Source organism: Nostoc sp. JL23, from assembly GCF_017115065.1.
GTDB lineage: Bacteria > Cyanobacteriota > Cyanobacteriia > Cyanobacteriales > Nostocaceae > Nostoc > Nostoc punctiforme_A.
In genome coordinates this window covers 83,512-105,272 of sequence record NZ_JABXKN010000014.1, presented here as the reverse complement: position 1 = coordinate 105,272, position 21,761 = coordinate 83,512, and the positions used below count along the sequence as shown (strand labels likewise).

Sequence of the window (21,761 nt, the reverse complement as noted above, 5' to 3'; positions counted from 1 at the left end):
TAGATTCAGTTTACTTATTTGCCCTGTATTTAATAATAGTTTGAGTATAAATAAAATAAATTAAGGCTGCTTTGGGTGGTACACGTTCGCGTTAGCGTCTCTGAAAGAGAAGCTTCTTGTAGAGAAGCGTATCGCAGAAAAGCGCAGCGCAATCGCGATCTTTTCGAGTTATACCGATTTTTTTCACGCAATCAAACAGGAGTGCTATATTCCCAAAATATAAACTATAAATATTTAAATTTTCTAAATCCAAGTCACTGCCAAGAAGTAAGAAACTAGAATAAATCCAATACCAATAATTCCGCTACTCAAAAGCAAAACTAATTGACTTAAGTCATTCATGTGATAACTCCTGAGATTAATCCTATCGTTTATCAAGTTCATTAGTAGCATTTGAAAAATATTTATCCCTACCCATAAAGGACCCATACCATTAATTCTCAAAACTTAAATTACTATATCTAAGACATTAATTAAAGCTAGTTAGGATGAGGATTATTAGCAATTGCTAAAATGCCAAGTACAGCAACAAAATCATCAATAACCACGGGTTTAGCAACGCATAGACTAAACCCAGCTAAAAGAGCGTGTTGATACATATCTTCAGTTACAACGCTTGTCAGAGCGATCGCTGGTACTACTTTGCCTCGCTCTCCCGTAAGTGTTCTCACTTGGTGAATCAGAGCATAGCCATCCTGATTTGGTGTGGAAATATCACTTAATAGGATATCAGGTTGCCATTGCAAAAATATTTCCAGAGCTTGTCCTAAAAATGCCGCTTGCACGCTCATACCATAGGATTGCAACATCGGCGTGAACGAATTGCAGAAATTGACATCATTATCTACAAGAAGTACTCGTAGCCCTTGAAGAAATGAATAATTATTAGGAAATCTATTTTTTGGATACATTAAAATTCCAAGATTGAGGTTTTCTTGAGCTTTGGAATTTTCTTAAGTAGTACATCTATTGTGCTTGCTTTAAGTTGAATAAACGTCTCATCATTAAGCACAAAAACTCAGGGCAAATGCATTTAAATTACTCTTGATTGCAACCAAGGTTAAAAACAACGAAAAATCAGCATTTATCATTTAGTTTAGTTTCCTAAAGGACTTCCAAATAGAAAAATACTCAACTACTTCTTGTGGAGTGGGCGTCTCGCCCGCGCGTAGTCAAAGGCTGGCTAGAAGCCCACCCCACAAGATTGAATAATTTATTTGTTGGAAATCCCCAAGCTCAAAGCAATGTCTATAAAAGGCTATACCTACACTAAATATGTGTCAACAAGTAGCTATTATGCGATTATTTTTGAGTTTCTTGACATGATGTGGCCGCCCTGCACAAAAATAGTGAGCGGGTTATTACCTTTGAAAATATCTACTCTCTTACCAGCTTTGATTACAGCGATTAGTATACTAAAGACACTAAATTTTATGGCAGCCTCGGCAGTATCAACCATTTATTTGACCGATTAAAGACAAATTTTATTAACAGTATTGACTCTAACATCTTATTGTTTAAGTTGATGTTTGAATAGATGTTTTAATAACGTATATTTTATCTAATATGTTATGTATATTTTCAGTAACAAACTTTCTGACATAAAAAAATAAATTATTCCAATGGATGACTCCCGTATTTTTTTGCTTAGAAAGGTTAAATATATTACTAGTATTATGGCGATCGCTGTCCTGTTATTACACGCACTTAGTCATTTAGCGTTTAATCATTGGTTGGAAAAACCGATTAATGAGTGGTTAAATAGAAGATTAATTATAAATTAGTACCTTTGAAAAAATCAGTGAAAGCTTGAGAAAATATTTTGCGATCGCTATTGTGAAAATGCCTAAAAATATTACATAGAAAACATAATTCATAAAGGTAGAAGGTTCAGTAAATAATTATTTAACTTAAACCTTCTTCCTAAATAAAATTCCACCTAGTACACTATCGCCAGAATCTAGTTACTTGAGCAACTTGTTAAAACCAGGAAAACCTCTACCACAGTGTACTATTCCAAAGTCTTTTTAACTTCATCTTTGATATTTTCAGCGGTGTGACGGACTTGGGATTCAGCTTGTTTAGCTTTACCTTCAGCTTTATCTTTAGGATCGCCAGTTACCTCGCCAACTGCCTCTTGTACTTTACCTTCAATGTTTTTAGCAAAAGCTTTTGCTCTATCTTCGATACTCATATTATTTGTTCCTAAAATAAGTTGCGTAGTGATTAGTTATTGCTTGCTTGAAAAGCGCTGCAATATCTATACATTACTTTTAAATAACTTTTAATTCTTCTATCTGACGATGATTCTATGACAAATATTTGTATCCATTGTACATAGTTATTTAACCTTTAAATTCATCTTTAGAAATTCAAGTAATATCCAAAAGAGGGAAAGGGATCATTCTATTATTCTATCTTTAGACAAAATCATTTATCACTTTAGGTAGACAGTCCTGATAATAAACCACAACTAGGCTTATCACCACTGGATATGGTAAGTACAGCGATCTTTATCTAAGTCGAGTACACTACCCGCCCACTTCAATAGTTCTCGGTTAAGGGGAAAAGGGGAAAGAAAAAACCTTTAACCCAAACCCAGTAACCTTTTCCCAAAACCCGATTCCTAATTAAAAATGTCTAACCGATAAGTATTGCCACTCATTCTATCTGGCACTCTCCCCGATAGCTTGGTTATACATTAGTCCCATCTTTCTTAACAGTCACTTCTTAACTTGCAATCCGCTGTATATTGCTTCTGCAACTCTGACTACTTAAATAATTACTAGAAATAACTGGCACTAAAAATAGTTGCAATCTCAGTAAATACTTTAGGAGCAGTAGCTTGCAGAATAAGGATTTTGTAATAAAATTTAGCAGAAATCAACATAATTGTTCAGGTTTTAACTGAAGAATAGTTTAGCTAGTGCAAGAAGGCATAGAGAAGTCTCAGCAGCGGCTTTGAAGTACCTAATATAACTTGTAACTAATTTCTCCTCAAAGACAGCAGGAACAATTATCCACGTTTCTTTATAGCTTCTTACTTGTAATATTTATGAAGATATTTATGCAATCAAATTTTACTACTCAACCAACTCCCAACTCCCAATATATAGACTCTACTATCCAAACTGATTCATCTGTTAACATTTTCATCGGATATTCTATATTGATTCCAATGATTGTGTTTGTAGGGTTTAATTTTTATAAGAAACACCGGGTTGCTGTTTTCCGCCGACAAGTTGCCTCTTTAGAGAAACTGTGGCATTTGAATATTAAAAAAGAGCTTGAAGAAAAATAATAATGAAGTACTTATTTCTAATTTGGGTGCTTATATTCTCTTTAGTCGCTCCTCCTGCGGCAATGGCTGACAACAAGCCCCTTCTCGATGAGAAATTACACCAACATGTCTACGCTGAAGTAAAACAGCCATACAACTTAATATCTGGACTTGGCACAATCCACCATCCAGTTTCTACTTCTAATCCCCAAGCCCAAGAGTTTTTCGATCAGGGATTAAATTTAATTTACGCTTTCAATCATGATGAGGCGGTGCGTTCTTTTCAATACGCTGCCAAACTCGATCCGCATTTAGCGATCGCATATTGGGGTATTGCTTTAGCCTTGGGCCCCAACATTAACTCGGCAATAGATCCCAACCGAGAATTAGCTGCTTACCAAGCAGTACAGCAAGCTTTGGCACTTTCTAGCCAAGCTTCTACCCGAGAACGAGACTACATTACTGCCTTAGCAAAACGTTACTCTCAAAATGCCGATGCTGATTTGTATCAACTAGCGCTTTACTACGCCAAAGCAATGGGAAACCTAGTCAAGCGCTATCCTGATGATTTGGATGCGGCGACACTTTACGCTGAAAGCCTGATGGATCTGCATCCTTGGCAGCATTGGACTAAAGATGGTAAACCCCAGCCAGATACAGAAGAAATTGTGGCTGTTTTAGAATCAGTTCTCAAACGTAACCCGAATCATGCAGGAGCTAATCATTACTATATCCATGCAGTGGAAGCCTCACCTTCTCCAGAACGGGCCCTTGTCAGTGCTAACCGACTCGGAACTCTAGCGCCAGCAGCGGGACACTTGGTACACATGCCAAGTCATATTTATTTTCGTGTGGGAGATTATGAAGGGGCAATGCAGGCAAACAAGCAGGCGATCGCTCAAGATGATATCTACATCAAAAAATATCAAGTCCAGGGTACTTACCCCATGATGTACTACAACCACAATGTAGATTTCTTCATGGTGGCTAGCAGTATGGCGGGAAAATATCAAGATGCTCTCCAAGCCGCAGAACAGTTAGTCGCAAATGCTACTGCTATTGATCCGTATGCACCAATGCTTGAGGGATTCCTGGGCAGCAAAATGCTGATTCAGACACGCTTTAGTGATTGGGATGCCATCTTAAAAACTCCTGCTCCCGAAGCTAAATTGCCCACTACCTCAGCGCTTTGGCATTTTGCTCGCGGTATGGCCAGCGCAGCCACAGGTAAACTTGAAGATGCAGCAAGTGAAAGTCGGGCATTACTGGCTGCCAAACAGGGAATTTCCACCGCAGCAACCATTGGATTCAGTCCCGCCAATCGCATTTTAGACATTGCCTCAAAAGTTCTAGACGCCAAAATTGCTAGAGAAAAGCATGATTATGAATCTGCCATTTTATTGCTAGAAAAAGCGGTGGCAGCAGAAGATGCCCTCGATTATGTGGAACCACCAGACTGGTATTTTCCGACGCGAGAATCTTTGGGTGCTGTGCTTTTGGCTAAGGGTGACTATAGAGAAGCTGAGAAAGTCTTTCGTGCCGATTTAAAAAAGTATCCCCATAATGGACGTTCTCTATTTGGCTTGCAAGCAAGTTTACAAGCACTAAGCAAAGAAGAGGCCGCTCAAGTTGTCAAAGCTGAATTGGAGACAGCTTGGAAAGGTGATGTTCGGCAACTTAACATTGCAACTTGGGTTAATTAACCGAATATGACATTACGCCACTTGCTCCCCTTTTCCAAAAAGAGAGGCTTGCGCCAAAAAAAAGACTCGCGTAGCTTGCCGCTGTAAGCATCACAGTTGGTTTGACAGCGGGTTATCCAAAAAAGTACAAGTCACAATAGTTTTATATTTGTTGCCTGACTTTGCCTTTCGTATTAAAATTTTGAAGTAATGCTTCATGGTGAATGCAGTCAAACGTTCAATTCGGATATTAAAGATGCGCCCCTGCATGTCTGATTTTCTATATCACCCTACAGAATTTATCTTCTTCCATTTCCAACCCCTTTTTGCGGTGGATTGTACTTAGGGTATGTGGGGGCGGGCGATCGCTTAGGTGCGATCGCATCACTAGTTAACTATCTACTGGGTGCAAAGAGTTGGCTCGTATGTCATCCTAGATTTATGAGAGTTAATTCAGCGATGTCTTTGGTTTTAGTATTGAAAGGCTTTTTCCTTTTAGTATTTACAGACTTCTGAGAGAAATTAAAATCTCTACACAGTGATGATTTTGGAGAGAATCGATGTCAATTTATGTAGGTAACCTCTCTTATGATGTTACACAAGAAGATTTAAGTGGTATTTTTGCAGAATATGGTACTGTAAAGCGCGTTCAAGTACCTACTGACCGTGAAACAGGTCGTCCGCGCGGCTTTGCTTTTGTGGAAATGGGAACTGAAGCTGAAGAAACTGCTGCCATTGAAGCTCTTGACGGTGCTGAGTGGATGGGTCGTGACCTGAAAGTGAATAAGGCTAAACCCAAGGAAGACAGAGGTGATAGAGGTTCCTTTGGTGGTAACAGAGGAGGATACGGTGGCGGCGGCGGCGGTGGACGCGGCGGACGCTACTAAATCTTGGAAACAAAAAATTTACCAAGAGTCTTAAGGTCAGACAAACAAGAGTCTGTCTTTTTTTTGTAATGTTACCGCCTGCATAGCCATTGATGAAGTCAACTTAGTAGGAGAAATAATGACCCAAGTAATTGTAGGTGACAATGAACACATTGAGTCAGCCTTACGACGATTTAAACGAGAAGTTTCCAAGGCTGGAATTTTTCCAGACATGAGAAAACATCGTCATTTTGAAACACCCTTAGAAAAACGCAAGCGCAAAGAAGTTGCCAAGCACAGACAAAGTAAGAGAAGTTTTCGTAATTAAGGGCTGACATACAGCAGAATTCAGGAGTCAGAATGGGCTGCGCCCCGCTGCGCTAACAGAATTCAGAAGTCAAACAGGCTTTATACCTTGCTTTGAGATTTAGCTTGTGTACTTCACCTTCTTTGAAATCCGCTGTAAATATGAATGAATTCCCTCATAGATTCTATGAGGGTTTTCCTTTTGTCTATTTTAAAATCAGGAAACCTAAAGAAACGCTAAAATCAAGTCAGCCTTTGTATTGTAGCGGTTGTGTCCCACATCACTCAGAGTGCGGTTCACTGCATAAATCCTGATTGTCAACGTCCTTATCCTCAGCCTTGGGGAAACAAATTTTGCAACAGTTGTGGCGCACCGCTAGAACTGTTAGACCGCTATGTTCCAATTCAGCCATTAGGATCGGGAGGATTTGCTCAAATCTACACGGTTTGGGATGAAAAAACTCAAACCGAGAAAGTGCTGAAGGTGTTGGTAGAAGATTCACCAAAGGCACTGGAGTTATTTACCCAAGAAGCGGCGGTTTTATCTAGTTTGCATCATCCAGGTGTCCCCAGAGTCGATGCCGAAGGGTATTTTCAGGTACAACTGTTTAATCCCAAACCGCACCAACTGCCTTGTCTAGTAATGGAAAAAATCAATGGGCGGACTTTAGAGGAGATATTAAAAAAGTTTCCCCAAGGGTGTCCAGAGAGTTTGGTTTTAAACTGGTTTGCCCAAGCTGTACAGATTTTACAAGAATTACACAAACGTCAGATTCTTCACCGGGATATCAAACCTTCTAATTTAATGCTGGGCACTTCTTTGCCATCTTCAATCGCGTCTCCAGGGCAAGCAGAGGGCGATCGCCTGGTACTAATTGATTTTGGCGGAGCGAAACAATTTAGTGCCTCTAAGCTGCGTTCTCAGTCTAGTTCCACGCGATTATTTTCTTCTGGCTACAGTCCACCAGAACAAGTCACTGGAGGTATTGTCGGGCCAAGTGCCGATTTTTATGCCCTTGGTCGAACGGTGATTGAACTACTAACAGGCAAATATCCACTAGAGTTGGAAGATCAGCAAACGGGTAAATTGCGCTGGCGAACTGCGGTGAATGTCAACCCGCAACTAGCGGATTTGCTGGATGAGATGGTGCAGGAGGATGTGCGATCGCGTCCAGCCAATGCAGCTATAATTCAAAAACGTTTGGCGAAGATTTCTCAACCATTACCGCCACCAGGGTTATTTGCCCAACTGCAAGACAAAATTAAGCAAGCCTCAACGCAAGTTTCCCAGAGATTTACACTGATAACACAAGCTATTGAACAAGTTTTAGCTAACTTTAGCCAAGCTGTCACCAAAACCGTTGTTTTTATCGCTCAGACAATCATCAAAATTTTCCGAGCTTGTTTGGCGACAATTTGGGCGATGATCCTGAGTACTATCGGCGCTTATTTTGGTGCGATCGCTGGTTTTATTTTGGCCTATCGTACCAGCTTGGGGCGTCAGGTAGTGGAATTGATTGGGAATCAGCTAAACCAATTAGTGCCAAATACTCAACCCGTCTTCGGGGCAGATATTTTGGTGTTCGTCGCCGCAGGCTGGGGAACCGCATGGGGACTGACAGTATCCGGGTGTTTTGGTCAACGGCGGCGGTTTTTAGTAGCTTCCCTGATGGGCATGATTAGCTATGGCTTCGGCTGGTTAGTTTTGCAATTAATCACCCCAAAAGATAGCGGCGAGGGCTTAGTGGCAGTGATTTTAGTGGCAGTTTGCCTACTTACCTTGAGTTTAGGACTTCGCAGCCATCATCTAGTGTACGCTGTGTTCGCGGCTTTTGGCAGTGCGATCGGCTATGCAGTTTTGATTCTTTTGAAGTTAGCACCTCCAATCTTCCAATTTACTAGTCAACCAGCCTGGTCAGAGTTATACTTGCCTCTGACTTTTTTTGGCTCTGTAGGCTTCTTTATCAGCTTCTGGTTAGGAGTGAGTTATTACTTAATTGTCCCTGGACTGCGCCTTTTAGGATGGCGATGAAGAAGGCAGGAGGCAGTTTTTGGCAGCAATGGATAACAAATACTTAGAAAGAGTTTTAGTACTATAGGAATCCGCTTTGATTCCTGAAATTATTTGCATAGGGAGGGAACAGGGAACGGGGAACAGGAAAGAAGGAATAAAAGTGTACGTTGATTGAGGAAAAGTGCGATTGGTATACTGAGAACAACTTCTAGAAAAGGCGATCGCCATCATGACGACACGCGAACTCTTATTACACGAACTAGCAAACGCGTCTGATGAACTCTTGCTACCAGTGCTGCAATTTTTGCAATTCCTCAAAGCGCATCCTATTCAATCCGCTGATCTTGAACTTGACACCCTGGAAACCATCATCAGTCTTCGGCAGGGATTAGCCGAATTTGATCGCGGTGAAGGACTTCCTGCCACCCAAGCGTTAGAAGAACTGCGTCATCAACTCCAGATTCCCCCTCGCCCATGACTTATCAGGTTTTGATCCAGCCAACCGCGTTTCAAGACATAGAAAACACTTACCGTTGGATGTGTGACAACTTTGATGCTGAAATTGCTAATCAATGGTACTACGACCTACAAGATGAGATTGCCTCCCTACAACTGTTTCCCAAACGATGCCCAATAGCACCGGAAGCACAAGGAATTGGGCGAGAAATTCGTCAACTCTTCGTTGGCAAACGTAGACAATATCGAGTGTTGTTTGTGGTTGAGGAGGATGTTGTGGCTATTATTCATGTTCGCCACAGTCGGCAAGCGCGTATTGAACCTGATGCAGAGTAGGCGATCGCGCGCGCTACTCAACACAAGATATCAGCAGTATTTTGGATGGTGACGGATAAGGGGCGATCGCACTTTGGGGAAGTTTTCCTAAATTGAGAATTGCTGATATTGGAATAAATCCCTCTTGTCCTCTGCCTTTGTTGTCAATCAAGTGCCTAAAAACAAGATCCCCCTAGTCGTATTTTTATCGAGCTAGGGGGATCACATATTTGGTAGTCTATAATTGGTTCGGTATAGTTCCTTACGATTTGATTCTATAGCCTATATTTCCGTTTGAGTAGTCTTACTATTAGAATTTATAGTATTTTTACAGCTTCTTAATCAATGCTTCATCCCGGTACTTCTTTAGAGAAGCAGTATATGTAAGGATGACAGTACGTGATGTTCGTAACTTATCATTTTTGTAAATATCAGTAAAAAATATGAAACTTAAGATTGTTGCCACCGTCTGCCTGTTAGCTTGTTTAGGGTTTGCAGAGCAGGCTCTTGCGTTAAATCAGCTAGATTTGGATCAGTTGAAGGCAACAAGTGCCTGTCCTCGGTGTAATTTGAGTGGCGCTGACCTAAGTAAGCTAAATCTAACTGGAGCAAATTTGCGAGGGGCTGACTTGAGCGCCGCTACATTATCTCAAGCTAATCTCACGAATGCCGATCTCACCGGTGCAAATTTAGAAGGTGCGATTCTGAATTCGGCGAATCTCAGTGGTGCTTCTTTAACAGGAGCAAATTTAAAATCAGCATCCCTAGAAAATGCCGATCTGTCTTTTGCTGGCTTCATCAGTGCCAATTTAGAAGCAGCAAACTTAAAAGATGCCAAATTGCAATTTACTAATTTTCGGGGGGCTAACTACCGACTAACAACTTTAAATAATGGTGTCGTCACCTCCGACAAACCTTATGGCTGGTCCTTAGAGCGTCAAAATCCCAGAGAATGTAACGAGTACAAACCCGAAAATACTTTAGGCACAACCTGCTATTCAAAATAGACTAGGGAATGGGGCATTGGGGATTGGGCATTGAGAAGAGACAAGGTAGACAAGGAAGAGGGAAAGATAAGGGAGAGAGTTGTTCGATAATTCCCCCTTACTCCCTGCACCCTGCCCCTCTGCTTCTTCCTTAAACCACTATCCTTGTATAGCAAAAGCATTTTGTTTGTTAACAGTTCTTTATCATGGGAAAAAAGCCTAGCCTATAGATTAATTAAATCGATGCTTACCCATATAAAAGACCTAGCAGCAAAACTAGCGCCCCGCTTAATTGAAATTCGCCGCCATATCCACTCTCACCCAGAACTCAGCGGTCAGGAGTATCAAACAGCAGCCTTTGTAGCTGGTGTTTTGTCTTCCAGTGGGCTACACGTACAAGAAGGAGTTGGTAAAACGGGCGTGATTGGTGAACTGCAAGGCAGTGGTCAAAATGACCGTTTATTGGCAATTCGTACTGATATGGATGCCTTGCCCATTCAAGAGGGCACTAATTTGGAATATGCCTCTCGTGCAGATGGGATTATGCACGCTTGCGGTCACGATGTCCACACGACTGTAGGGTTAGGAACGGCGATGGTGCTGTCCCAAATGGCTGAGGAGTTGGGTGGGAAAGTGCGGTTTTTATTTCAGCCAGCCGAGGAAATTGCTCAAGGGGCAAGCTGGATGGTGAAGGATGGAGCGATGGAAAATGTCTCGGCTGTATTAGGGGTTCATGTTTTCCCTTCTATACCCGCAGGTTCTATTGGGGTGCGTTACGGAGCATTGACAGCCGCCGCTGATGATTTAGAGATTCTGATTATGGGAGAATCTGGACACGGGGCACGTCCCCATGAGGCGATTGATGCGATTTGGATTGCTTGCCAAGTGATTACTGCACTGCAACAAGCCATCAGCCGGACGCAGAATCCTTTGCGCCCTGTAGTATTGAGTATCGGGAAAATTAATGGTGGTAGAGCGCCGAATATAATTGCCGATAAAGTGCAGTTATTGGGAACCGTGCGATCGCTCCATCCTGAAACCCGTGCCCATCTCCCAAACTGGATTGAAAACATTGTATCTAATGTTTGCCATACCTACGGAGCAAAATATCAAGTCAATTATCGCCAAGGTGTACCCAGCGTCCAAAATGATTACGCCCTGACGCAATTGTTACAATCAGCCGCAGAAGAAGCTTGGAGTTGCGATCGCGTTCAAGTTTTACCTGAACCCTCCCTTGGATCTGAAGATTTTTCTATTTATTTGGAACATGTCCCTGGTTCTATGTTTCGCTTGGGTGTCGGCTACAAAGAAAGAATCATTAATCACCCTTTACACCATCCCCAATTTGAAGTAGATGAATCTGCCATTATCACCGGAGTTGTAACTATGGCATACACAGCTTATAAATACTGTCAGCAAAATTTGTAAACAAAAACTCCCAGCAGGTAAACGCTGGGAGTTTTTGTTTAACTAACTTTTTTTAGCGGATATAAAAAGCTCGAAAGCATTCTACACATTCGATTCGCTAACAACACCCAATTTCTCTTGAATTCGGGTCTTAGCGGCTTTGAATTCAGTAGCCAGTTGCTCGCTTTGCTCAGTAGTCAAGTTGTTGCGAATGGCAGCAAACATTGTGCTTTCTTCTTGACGAATATGATCGCCGAGAGCAGCCAATAGCTCTTTGACTTTCTCTTTGAATTGTGGTGAAGATGGGCTAAGAGCCTTAATTTCTTCTAACGCTTGCTTGGCATGAGCTTGTTCATCAAACAATTCTTGGGTGTTATCTTGACCGTAGAAAGGACGTACTCTTGGGTAGACTACTTCCTCTTCAGCTTCAGCGTGGGCACTTAAATCCTTGTAAATTTGACCGAAGTACTCTTGGATTTTTTGTGGATCGTTGCTTTGTAGTAGTTCGGTGAATAAGGTATTTACCTTGTTGTGATCGAGGCGGATAACATCTTGGATATTTAGATCCTTTTTGTCACTGTTTTGGGTGACAGCACTACCAACTACACCACTAACTGCGGCCATAGCGTCTTGAACACGTGCCCAAATTCCTTGATCTGCATCTTGTCCAGTGAGTTCACGGACACCCAGAATTTCCAGAATGCCTTTGAGTTGCTCTTGGTGAGCGCGGTTCTCAAAGTTAATAGTATTCAAAGGTGCGATCGCTAGTAAAATGTCAGCACCAACTTTTTGAGCAGCTTTGTGAACAATCAAGCCACTCATTACTAATTGATGTTTTAGCAATTCATGCTGAGAGACTTTCTCATACAGGCTTAACTCAGAACCTTTGAACAATTCGCGAGCTTTTTCAATGAATTGTGTGACATTTTTTTTGGGTTCTGCCTGAATCCCATACTGACCAATTACGGTTTCTAAAACACCAAGATTTTTTTCATCATCTTTGATAAAATTTCGGATGCGATCGGCAATTTCAGCATCAAGCCCTTGCGTCAAAAGCGATTGTTCATTTTCGATGACCAACTGTTGAAGAGCTTTAAGACTTGCAAGTTTTACGGCAATAGCATTGCGTTTCGTATCATCTAAAGTCGTTACCATCTGTGTTCTCCGTCGGCAAAGTGTTCGTAATTCTTACTGATATAACCTTGACACAGAGGTTAGGGAGATTCCATCTTTCTTTTGAGCGATCGCGCTCACAACTCTGGGTAGAGAAAAAAACTTTTCGTTAGAGAAAAATTAAAGCGATCGCTTCAATTCATGGTTGCAATCAAATCAAGTAGTTTAGTATGACATTCAAATTGAATAGATTACTGATTTGGGAGTAATCTATATCTTTGGAATGAAAATTAACATCAACAAAACTACTTCTTATTCAAGAGGGCAAAATCGTAACCAGTTCCACTAGAGCAAGACTCACAACGCTCAATTTTGACTAGCATTGCTTCTCCTTGACGCTCCCCGGATGGCGAAAACTGAATCATTCCGGTTGCTCCAGATGTTGAAAAATTGGGATTAGATAATACCCTTTGTAATCCTTCGCGGGTACTGTCTTTTTTTAAGCCAGCAATAATTGCTTGGAGTGCATCATAAGCTCCCGCTGTTCTCTGATTTACTTGTGCATTCCAAAGCTGAAAGGCATTTCTTGCAAAGGGATTATCTTTATTAGCATTACGATGCCAATACACAGGTAAAACCATTCCTTCGAGATCCTTGCCATTTTGTAAAGTTGTAGCACTGTACATAGTTTCAGAAGCAAACAGTGGCTTTCTACCTTTAACCTCTTGTGCTACCTTGGTGGCAAAGTATATATTTCTGATTGAAGGCATTAGTAAAAAGCCACTTGCATTTTCTGTTTCTATGGCTTTATCCACAAAAGCTCTAGGATCAAAATTTTTGTCTGCTAAATTACAAGGCGTACTAATAACGTTGCTGCCATATTTTTTGATAGCTTGAGTGTACTGTTCTACAAGTATCTGATTTGATGAAGAGGTGGAATTATCTCTTGAATTACGAACATCGCCACAAATAGCAACATTTCTTGCTTGTCGAGCAATGTAGCGAGAATGAGTATCTACTAAATTATCATATAATGGATTGATATGAAACAAGTAGTTAGTTGTGGAACTATTAGGCTGAAGATTTACTGTATTATTATCTAATTTTTCGGTATTTTCTGCTTGATTTGGTAACTCGACGGGTAAGACTAAAACCAAACCTTTCTCTTTATATATTTCTGCATTACGTCTAACACCCACGGCAGCTACAAGGCTTTTATCTTGAACTAATTCATTATCTAACCGTGCAGAATCTTCTCTATTATCAGCACTTGCAATTACAATTTGCAATTTTTTACCATTAATTCCTCCTTGGTTATTAACTTCATTTTGAGCTTGAGCTACACCGCGTAAAATCTCTTCTGCTAAACTAGGATCAAAGTTAATTGGTGCGACGATCGCAACTTTTATAGCTTCTAAATTATCTCGTGCTATTTTGGCATTGTTTAAATAAATTAAAGTTTCTGGATCGTTGCGATTATTTTTCAGAGAATCAGTAAAATTTTTAACGGCAGTACTGAAATCTTTCTCAGCAAAAGCTTTAACTCCATCTGTTTTTTCAGGGGATGTTTGCACTTTCACCAAAATTCTTGTACCCAAATTCAGTAGTGAAGGCTTATTTGTAAATGAAGATGAAGTCTGTGTGGGGTTTGATGATGTTGTGACGATAGTAGAAGAAACTTTGCTAATTAACCATAAAATAGCTGCTACCATTACCCCAGCCAGACCAAGGGAAATAAGCAGTCTCAAGTTTTCTTTTTTATTTGTCATGAATAATTACCAATATATTACAAAAGTTATCTTAAATAAAGAGATTTATGACAATTGAATAAAACCAAAAAACTAAAGATATTTAGCAATCAGTTTGTTGATTATTTCAGACACACCGACAATAATAACTGTTAATAAACCTGCCAAGATAACTAGCAATCCTACAAGTAGCAATCCATTCAAACCAGCGTTGAGAAGATTATTAGTTAGGAGATTTCTGAAAATAAAGACAATGAGTAAATTTGCGATGATAGCAATAACAATTAAATAAGCTTTTTCTAGAAGTGGGCGAGATTGAATAAAGACTAATCCTCCTAAAATGAGCAACCACAATCCAGAGCTAATCCAAGTAGTTCCGAGAAAACTTATAAGTGCGATCGCTAAAAATGAACTGCCCGACCCTGCTATTATTGCTCCAGATAATAATCGAATGTTAGATAATTGTGGTAGATATCGAGTTGATTGATGTTGATTTTGTGGTTGCGATCTTGATCGCATAGTAGGCGGAATAACTGTAGGAGCTGATGTATATTTTAGCGGTGGCAACTTCTTCAAGTCTTGTAAGACAGCCTGTGCAGATTGATAACGCTGTTCGTGATTTTCTTGTAGGGACTTATTAAGAATCATCTCTAATTCTTGACTTATGGGTTGCGTTAAATGCTGCCGCCAACTAGAAGTCCAACCATAGCCTTGTTTCATCCACAAACTTGAAGGAGAGATATTGGTCAGCAGATGAAAGCAAGTTATTCCTAGACTGTAAATATCACTGGAAGGAAAAACTTTACCCGCTTGCATTTGCTCAATTGGTGCATAACCTAATGAACCAATAATTGTCCCCACTGCGGTGTTTGTAGGTTCCGTCTTTTGCTTTGCCACCCCAAAATCAATTAGTACTAATTTCCCATCATTTTGACGGCGAATAATATTTTCTGGCTTAAGATCACGGTGAATTACTTGTTGTTGATGTATATCTACCAGTACAGATAATAAATCATTTAAAAAATCTCGAATTTTGGCTTCATCAAAAACTCCCTGTTGTTTTAACTCTTGCAACAGATTTTGCCCTTCGATAAACTGCTGCACTAAATAAAGATATTCAGCTTCCTTAAAATATGCATACAAATTGGGAATTTGGAGATGTTCTCCTAGTTCTTTGAGACGTTTGGCCTCTCGTTCAAACAACTCAGTCGCTTTTTTATGTGCCTGACTACCCTGACTGCCATAAAATTGACTTAGAACCAGCTGCTTAACAACACATTGTTCATTGAGCTTGTCTATATCTTCTGCGATATATGTGCGTGCAAACCCTCCTCTCCCTAATGGTGAGATGATTCGGTAACGATTTCTCAATAGCGATACCAACTCTGTGCCACAACTGAGGCAGAAATTTGCTCCGTCAGGATTTTTGGGATTCTCGCAATTAGGATTTAGGCAGCAGACCATATAATTATCGCTGTCATTTTATTAGTTTTTAGAATATACCTTAAATTCCCTAGAAGCGTTACATTGTAAAGTCTCTACATAGACAATGGCGACGCCGAATAGCCCGTCCTAGACATCGCCTTTTATTCTCCTAAACAATTAACCTCGCTCTACATTGTGAGAATTCTGTGTAAGTTGAATATTTTTGTAGAGATACCCACCCCATTCTAGTCAAGAAAAACCAAACTTGGCGATCGCTTATCTTTGATCCCAAACATGAAATACCCTGACTTTTAGCAGCCAGCAACTTTATCTCTCTGAGACAAAGATCGCACTTTTCACCAAAGTATTTCAATGACTAAATTTCTCTATGCGAATCAACCGGAATTCTCAAAAGCAATACTGCCCTTCAGGTAACACCTGTTTGTCACAGAAGCTTTTTTTATCCCACCAACGCCGTAATTACCACACATCTACATTGTGGGGTTTACAAAACTCACCGCAATTGTGACGATTACGCTAGAATTATTAAAGGTTCTTTACAGAGTTTGCCGATCATCCCCAATTCTGTTAAAACAGCCTAGCATTCAAATGTAAATCTTATAAACACCCTCTAGAGTTTACCAAAAGCTTCTATGACGCTCCCAATTCGCAACGTCGCCATTATCGCCCACGTTGACCACGGCAAAACCACCCTGGTTGACGCACTCCTCAAACAATCCGGCATTTTCCGCGAAGGCGAAGACGTTCCGGATTGCGTTATGGACTCCAACGCCCTAGAACGGGAACGGGGTATTACTATCCTGTCCAAAAATACAGCAGTTCGCTACAAAGAAACACTAATTAATATTGTTGATACTCCTGGACACGCTGACTTTGGTGGCGAAGTTGAACGTGTACTCGGCATGGTTGACGGATGTCTTCTGATTGTCGATGCCAATGAAGGCCCCATGCCCCAAACACGCTTTGTTCTGAAAAAAGCTTTAGAAAAAGGCCTGCGCCCCATCGTTATCATCAACAAAATCGACCGTGGTCAAACTGACCCCCACGTTGCTGTCGATAAAGTATTGGATCTGTTCTTGGAATTAGGGGCAGATGAAGACCAGTGTGATTTTACCTATCTGTTTGCCTCCGGTATGGCAGGTTTCGCCAAAGAAAGCCTAGAAGCCGAATCGGTAGATATGCAACCCCTGTTTAATGCGATTCTGCAACACGTTCCACCACCAGTAGGCGACAGCAATAAGCCTCTGCAATTGCAAGTCACAACCCTAGATTATTCTGAATATCTGGGACGGATTGTCATTGGCAGAATTCACAACGGTACTATCCGCGCAGGGCAGCAAGCGGCTTTAGTTACAGAAGATGGCACCATTGTCAAGGGTAAAATTACCAAGTTGATGGGCTTTGATGGACTCAAGCGCGTAGAGATGGAAGAAGCAACCGCAGGTTATATTGTCGCGGTGGCTGGTTTCGCTGATGCTTATATTGGGGAAACGATTACTGACCCCAATGAACCACAAGCTTTACCACTAATTAAAGTGGATGAACCAACCTTGCAAATGGCCTTCTGGGTGAATGATTCGCCCTTTGCTGGTCAAGAAGGCAAGTTGGTGACATCAAGACAAATACGCGATCGCCTATTCCGCGAACTTGAAACCAACGTTGCTTTGCGTGTCGAAGAAACCGATTCTCCCGATAAATTCCTCGTTTCCGGTCGTGGAGAACTCCACCTGGGTATCTTAATTGAAACCATGCGTCGGGAAGGCTTCGAGTTTCAGGTATCTCAGCCACAGGTAATTTACCGCGAAATCAACGGTCAACCTTGCGAACCTTTTGAACTCTTGGTGTTAGACATTCCTGCTGATGGTGTGGGTAGCTGTATTGAACGCCTGGGACAACGCAAAGGCGAAATGCAAGATATGCAACCAGGTAGTGGCGATCGCACCCAGCTAGAGTTTGTCATTCCCGCCCGTGGTTTGATTGGTTTCCGGGGTGAATTCATGCGGATGACTCGTGGCGAAGGTATCATGAACCACAGCTTCTTAGACTATCGTCAAATCAGTGGCGATATTGAAGCCCGTAACAAAGGCGTTTTAATCTCCTTTGAAGAGGGTGTTTCTACCTTCTACGCCATGAGAAATGCCGAAGATAGAGGAGCATTCTTTATTACTCCCGGCACAAAGGTTTACAGAGGTATGATTGTGGGAGAACACAATCGTTCCCAAGATTTGGAATTGAATATCTGTAAGACCAAGCAGTTGACTAACCACCGGGCTGCTGGTGGTGATGAATTGGTTCAGTTGCAAGCACCAATAGACATGAGTCTAGAGCGTGCTTTGGAATACATTGGCCCCGATGAATTGGTGGAAGTTACACCCCAATCGATTCGTCTGCGGAAGATGTCGAAGAAGTTGGCAAAACGGTAAGTAAAGCAATAACTTAATTAATTTAGAAAGCCCGCTCATGCGGGCTTTTTGTTTTGTAAGTTTCTTGAGTAGCAAGTTCCTGTTTAAACAATCCAGTGAAGCTAATAAGCTCATAGTAGTAAACTGATTAAAATTAAGGCTATACTGACTGATTAAAGTCTTTTTAGCAAGGAAAATGGCAAACAAAGGAGAGCGCGGGCGCATCCGTGTATTTTTCGCAGAGGTTGAGGGCGATGATGAAACTATTCAAGAAGGTTTACAGGTAATTAACGTAGCAGCTAACAAAATCTTTCAGTCTCCTCCAAAAACGATAAACGTTTTATCGGCTTCTGCGGTTCCTAGTGATGAAGATGAGCTTGTCGAAGAGCTTGACACAGAAGACGAAGAGGAAGATGTGAGTGTTGAGAGTGTTTCTACAAACTCGAAACAGAAGAAGAGTTCGTACAAGCCTCCCACAATGACAATTGTCAAAGATTTAAACCTACGACCAGAACGCGAACCTTCATATCGGGACTTCCATTCTCAGAAAAATCCAAAAAATCAAGAGCAAGCTATTACTGTGGCAGTTTATTACTTGAAGCGAGTCCTAGAGCTAGACAAAATAACAGCAGAACACGTTTTTACATGCTTTAAGGATGTCGGACTACGGACACCAAAAAATATGCCTCAAAGAATTCGAGATACTGCGACGAGGAAAGGATGGGTTGATACCTCGGAGCGAAGCAACATTAAAATTACTAACCACGGTGAGAATTTGGTTGAACATGACTTACCTGCTCCCAAGATAAAAAAAGATTCGTGAGATAGTAGATGGAAATAGAAGATTTTTGTATTCGACTCAATCAGATTGAACTGTCGAACGCCGAACGCGCTCTGGCTATTTTATGGTTCCATGATTCTGCAACACCAGGTACTTATATAAAGGCTGGTACGTTGGCACGTATCATTTATAAAACTGGGCTGGGCAACCCTAATCCAACACAGCTTGAAGAAGCGATTGCTAAGACAAAACTCACAACAAAAAGTAATGCAGGATTCAAGCTTAAACCGACTGAGCGGGGTACTATTAAAGACTGGCTTGCACCAATTCTTGAAACGCCACCTGCTGACGTTGACTTAGAGCATGGTTACTTACCAGAAGAAATATGGAAGAATACAAGGGGTTATATCGAAAAAATAGCTTTTCAGGTTAATGGTTGTTTTCAATACGGTTTTTATGATAGTGCATCAGTACTTATTCGTCGGCTCGTTGAAACACTTCTAATTGAGTGTTACGAACATGAGAAGACTCAATTCCGTATAGCTGATTCGGATGGCAATTATTTTATGCTGTCAGGAATTATTGCGGATGCTGCTGATAAGAATGGACTTTCTCTAGGCCGTGAAACGAAGAATGTTTTGCGTGACTTAAAAGTAATAGGCGATCGTGCAGCACATAACAGGCGATACAATGCTGTCCGTGCTGACTTAGAGAAAATTCGATTAGGTGTTCGGTTAGTGGTAGACGAGTTGATTCAATTGGCAGAATTAAGGCGATAGGTTATATTTTGTATCTCCCCAACTTCTTAAACTCTGGGAAAAAAGGTGGGGAAAGTTTTACATGGAATTTGAATGAAATCCAGATAAAGCAACACTAAACCTTGAGAAACATGGTGTTTCTTTTCAGGAAGCTGCAACCGTATTTAATGACCCTCTATCCGTAACTTTTCCTGATCCTGACCACTCCATTAGAGAAAGTCGCTACGTTATTATTGGCTTATCTAGGTTTGAACAACTTTTAGTTGTTGCACATACTGATAGAGGGGAAAAGATACGAATTATCAGCGCCCGAAATGCTACTCGCCAAGAGAAGAGGTTTTATGAACAAGGAAGTTGAAAACGAAATGGAAGATGAATTACGTTCTGAGTACGACTTTGCTCAAATGGGAAGCGGGGTTAGAGGTAAATATGTTGAACGGTATAGTAGAAAAACGAACCTAGTACTTTTAGCTCCCGATGTTGCCCAAGCTTTTCCCAACGATGAAGCAGTGAATGAGGCATTAAGGTTGTTAATCCAGGTTGCCCAGCGCCAGCAGCCTAACACAACGACCCGATCTGGATCAGATCAGATTATTTGATCAAATTTATGAAGGGGCAATCATTGAGACAGCAGGCGCAGGTAATCTGATAGAGAATTATTCAGATGGTAAACTAGCAGAATAAAAATTTTTGCAGAAGTAATTGTGATGGCTATTCGTGAAACTGCATAGGCGTAGCCCGTCGTAGATATCGCTTTTAGTGCTGCTTTGATTTCACAAAAGTCAGATAATACTGATATCTTTAAGGTAAATAATTCTCATCTAATAATTGTACAAGAGTGTAAGGGCACTTCTCTAGAAAAATATTTAAATCTGTTTTAACTTTCACAAAATCAACTGCACTTTGATAAATATTCTCTAAATCATCCTGTAACTTGTTTATTAAATTCGTCGTTAAATGATTATTTAATTCATATCTAAAAGTTTTTAGTTCTCCAATCCAATGACGATAGTTTCTTTCATATTCCACCTGCCAATATTGGAGTAATAATATATGAATAATAATTTGCCTTAAAAGACCTTTGGCTTTAGCTAAATCTCTTTTACCCAAACTGATTAATTCCTCAATTAAGTTTTCTAAATCAAGTTGGTTAAACTGTTTGTGTTTTAATAATTCAATAGTTTGTTCTAACCATAAATTTTCATCGGTTTCATAGAGTTGTTTTAAGTTGGTAGTAATTGTCATATTTTTACCTTCTACCTACATTCGATAATGTAATCATATACAATTATAAATTGATAGATGCAAACCACCAAAATCCAGAGAACTGGTAAAGACTATCAATGCACCAAGTTAATTTGAAAGAAGCTGAGACTCGTCTAGCAGAATTAATTGAAGAGGCGGCTGGTGGAGAAGAAGTCATCATCACGCGTAATGATGGGACATCTTTCAGAATTGTGCCGCTTGGTGGAGTAGAAGCACGCCCCAAGTTTGGTAGTGCTAGGGGTTTAGTAAAAATGTCAGATGATTTTGATGAGCCGTTGGCAGATTTTGAGGAATACACTCAATGAGGCTTCTGCTCGACACTCATACGTTTTTATGGTTTATTGAGGGCAGTTTCAACCTCAGTGACACAGCAAAAAACTTGATTGAAGATCGGAGAAATCAAAGATTTTTGAGCATTGCAAGTCTTTGGGAAATTTCTATCAAAGTCAGTATCGACAAGCTAAAACTGGAAATGACTTTTACTGAGTTGGTCAAGCAACAAGTTTATGGTAATGCTATTGAATTGCTTGAAATACGACCAGAACATTTAGATGAGTTAGCAAAGTTACCTTTTTACCATAAAGATCCATTTGATCGGCTCATAATTTCTCAAAGTTTAGTGGATAGCATACCTATAATTACTAAAGACAGCGTGTTTGAAAGTTATCCTGTGCAGATATTGTGGTGAATCGTACCACATCTATACACAATAGAAGTTATTGGCAAAAGTCCAGGCCGGACTTTCATTTCACAAAAACTCTACACGTCCCAACATCTCTTCAGGTGACATCACCTCATAAATCAAAACCAAAGTTTCAATGATTTCGCCAATTGAGCAAGTCCCTTTCTTGCAGTAAGTAATACCAGGACGATCAAGCCTATAACTTGCAATAATCAAAAAATCTGCATCTTGGGTGAAAATAGTACTCGCTGTG

Annotated in this window: 21 protein-coding genes and 1 pseudogene; 16 read left to right on the top strand and 6 right to left on the bottom strand. The window is 40.6% G+C overall.

Features of this window, described 5'->3' with window-relative positions:
• Window positions 1–479 precede the first annotated feature (479 nt).
• Both HWQ42_RS01240 and HWQ42_RS01235 read right to left on the bottom strand, forming a co-directional pair.
• Complete coding sequence (locus HWQ42_RS01240) at window positions 480–911, bottom strand: response regulator (protein ID WP_292808580.1); 432 nt, start codon at window positions 909–911, stop codon at window positions 480–482.
• Between the two features lie 1,100 nt (window positions 912–2,011).
• Window positions 2,012–2,194: a CsbD family protein gene (locus HWQ42_RS01235; RefSeq protein WP_292738121.1), complete on the bottom strand. Its 183-nt coding sequence runs from the start codon at window positions 2,192–2,194 to the stop codon at window positions 2,012–2,014.
• Window positions 2,195–3,067: 873 nt separating this feature from the next.
• On the opposite strand from HWQ42_RS01235, the gene HWQ42_RS01230 reads away from it, so the two are divergent.
• The 9 genes from HWQ42_RS01230 (at window position 3,068) to HWQ42_RS01190 (ending at window position 11,333) form a co-directional block, all read left to right on the top strand.
• Window positions 3,068–3,301, top strand: coding sequence for a hypothetical protein (locus HWQ42_RS01230; protein ID WP_292738119.1), 234 nt, complete (start codon window positions 3,068–3,070; stop codon window positions 3,299–3,301).
• Between the two features lie 2 nt (window positions 3,302–3,303).
• Window positions 3,304–4,983: a hypothetical protein gene (locus HWQ42_RS01225; RefSeq protein WP_292808578.1), complete on the top strand. Its 1,680-nt coding sequence runs from the start codon at window positions 3,304–3,306 to the stop codon at window positions 4,981–4,983.
• A gap of 539 nt (window positions 4,984–5,522) precedes the next feature.
• Entirely contained in the window at window positions 5,523–5,849 is a 327-nt protein-coding gene (locus HWQ42_RS01220; protein WP_292738115.1) for an RNA-binding protein, read from the top strand.
• Between the two features lie 118 nt (window positions 5,850–5,967).
• Complete coding sequence (gene rpsU / locus HWQ42_RS01215) at window positions 5,968–6,156, top strand: 30S ribosomal protein S21 (protein WP_012407716.1); 189 nt, start codon at window positions 5,968–5,970, stop codon at window positions 6,154–6,156.
• Between the two features lie 249 nt (window positions 6,157–6,405).
• On the top strand, window positions 6,406–8,166 hold the full coding sequence (locus tag HWQ42_RS01210; RefSeq protein WP_292808576.1) for a serine/threonine-protein kinase: 1,761 nt from the start codon (window positions 6,406–6,408) through the stop codon (window positions 8,164–8,166).
• A gap of 211 nt (window positions 8,167–8,377) precedes the next feature.
• Window positions 8,378–8,626, top strand: coding sequence for a prevent-host-death family protein (locus HWQ42_RS01205; RefSeq protein WP_099100555.1), 249 nt, complete (start codon window positions 8,378–8,380; stop codon window positions 8,624–8,626).
• On the top strand, window positions 8,623–8,940 hold the full coding sequence (locus HWQ42_RS01200; protein ID WP_292808574.1) for a type II toxin-antitoxin system RelE/ParE family toxin: 318 nt from the start codon (window positions 8,623–8,625) through the stop codon (window positions 8,938–8,940). The genes HWQ42_RS01205 and HWQ42_RS01200 overlap by 4 nt, the downstream gene beginning before the upstream one ends.
• Window positions 8,941–9,362: 422 nt before the next feature.
• Window positions 9,363–9,926: a pentapeptide repeat-containing protein gene (locus tag HWQ42_RS01195; protein ID WP_292738107.1), complete on the top strand. Its 564-nt coding sequence runs from the start codon at window positions 9,363–9,365 to the stop codon at window positions 9,924–9,926.
• A gap of 222 nt (window positions 9,927–10,148) precedes the next feature.
• The gene (locus tag HWQ42_RS01190; protein ID WP_292808572.1) at window positions 10,149–11,333 is read left to right on the top strand and encodes a M20 family metallopeptidase; all 1,185 of its coding nucleotides are present in this window, start codon (window positions 10,149–10,151) and stop codon (window positions 11,331–11,333) included.
• Window positions 11,334–11,414: 81 nt separating this feature from the next.
• Here the strand turns inward: HWQ42_RS01190 and HWQ42_RS01185 are convergent, their stop codons facing one another.
• The 3 genes from HWQ42_RS01185 to HWQ42_RS35395 all read right to left on the bottom strand — a co-directional run bounded on the left by HWQ42_RS01185 (window position 11,415) and on the right by HWQ42_RS35395 (window position 15,637).
• Window positions 11,415–12,467, bottom strand: coding sequence for a hemerythrin domain-containing protein (locus tag HWQ42_RS01185; protein ID WP_292808570.1), 1,053 nt, complete (start codon window positions 12,465–12,467; stop codon window positions 11,415–11,417).
• A gap of 263 nt (window positions 12,468–12,730) precedes the next feature.
• Entirely contained in the window at window positions 12,731–14,194 is a 1,464-nt protein-coding gene (locus HWQ42_RS01180; protein ID WP_292808568.1) for an ABC transporter substrate-binding protein, read from the bottom strand.
• A gap of 72 nt (window positions 14,195–14,266) precedes the next feature.
• Window positions 14,267–15,637 carry a serine/threonine-protein kinase gene (locus tag HWQ42_RS35395; protein WP_334813566.1) on the bottom strand — a complete coding sequence of 457 codons (1,371 nt, stop codon included), beginning with the start codon at window positions 15,635–15,637 and terminating at the stop codon, window positions 14,267–14,269.
• 614 nt (window positions 15,638–16,251) lie between these two features.
• Here HWQ42_RS35395 and typA point away from each other — a divergent pair.
• The 5 genes and pseudogenes from typA (at window position 16,252) to HWQ42_RS01150 (ending at window position 20,159) form a co-directional block, all read left to right on the top strand.
• On the top strand, window positions 16,252–18,042 hold the full coding sequence (gene typA, locus HWQ42_RS01170; RefSeq protein ID WP_292808566.1) for a translational GTPase TypA: 1,791 nt from the start codon (window positions 16,252–16,254) through the stop codon (window positions 18,040–18,042).
• A gap of 175 nt (window positions 18,043–18,217) precedes the next feature.
• On the top strand, window positions 18,218–18,844 hold the full coding sequence (locus HWQ42_RS01165) for a hypothetical protein (protein WP_292808564.1): 627 nt from the start codon (window positions 18,218–18,220) through the stop codon (window positions 18,842–18,844).
• 8 nt (window positions 18,845–18,852) lie between these two features.
• Window positions 18,853–19,581 carry a DUF4145 domain-containing protein gene (locus tag HWQ42_RS01160; protein ID WP_292808562.1) on the top strand — a complete coding sequence of 243 codons (729 nt, stop codon included), beginning with the start codon at window positions 18,853–18,855 and terminating at the stop codon, window positions 19,579–19,581.
• Between the two features lie 61 nt (window positions 19,582–19,642).
• Window positions 19,643–19,918, top strand: a pseudogene (locus HWQ42_RS01155) (BrnT family toxin).
• The gene (locus HWQ42_RS01150) at window positions 19,902–20,159 is read left to right on the top strand and encodes a hypothetical protein (protein ID WP_292808560.1); all 258 of its coding nucleotides are present in this window, start codon (window positions 19,902–19,904) and stop codon (window positions 20,157–20,159) included. The pseudogene HWQ42_RS01155 and the gene HWQ42_RS01150 overlap by 17 nt, the downstream one beginning before the upstream one ends.
• A 202-nt stretch (window positions 20,160–20,361) precedes the next feature.
• On the opposite strand, the gene HWQ42_RS01145 is transcribed toward HWQ42_RS01150, so the two are convergent.
• The gene (locus HWQ42_RS01145) at window positions 20,362–20,805 is read right to left on the bottom strand and encodes a DUF29 domain-containing protein (RefSeq protein ID WP_292808558.1); all 444 of its coding nucleotides are present in this window, start codon (window positions 20,803–20,805) and stop codon (window positions 20,362–20,364) included.
• A gap of 98 nt (window positions 20,806–20,903) precedes the next feature.
• On the opposite strand from HWQ42_RS01145, the gene HWQ42_RS01140 reads away from it, so the two are divergent.
• Both HWQ42_RS01140 and HWQ42_RS01135 read left to right on the top strand, forming a co-directional pair.
• The gene (locus HWQ42_RS01140) at window positions 20,904–21,131 is read left to right on the top strand and encodes a type II toxin-antitoxin system Phd/YefM family antitoxin (protein WP_292808556.1); all 228 of its coding nucleotides are present in this window, start codon (window positions 20,904–20,906) and stop codon (window positions 21,129–21,131) included.
• Window positions 21,128–21,514 (top strand): type II toxin-antitoxin system VapC family toxin, encoded by a 387-nt coding sequence (locus HWQ42_RS01135; RefSeq protein ID WP_292808554.1) that lies wholly within the window; start codon window positions 21,128–21,130, stop codon window positions 21,512–21,514. Before HWQ42_RS01140 ends, HWQ42_RS01135 begins: the two co-directional genes overlap by 4 nt.
• The last annotated feature ends 247 nt before the right edge of the window (window positions 21,515–21,761 follow it).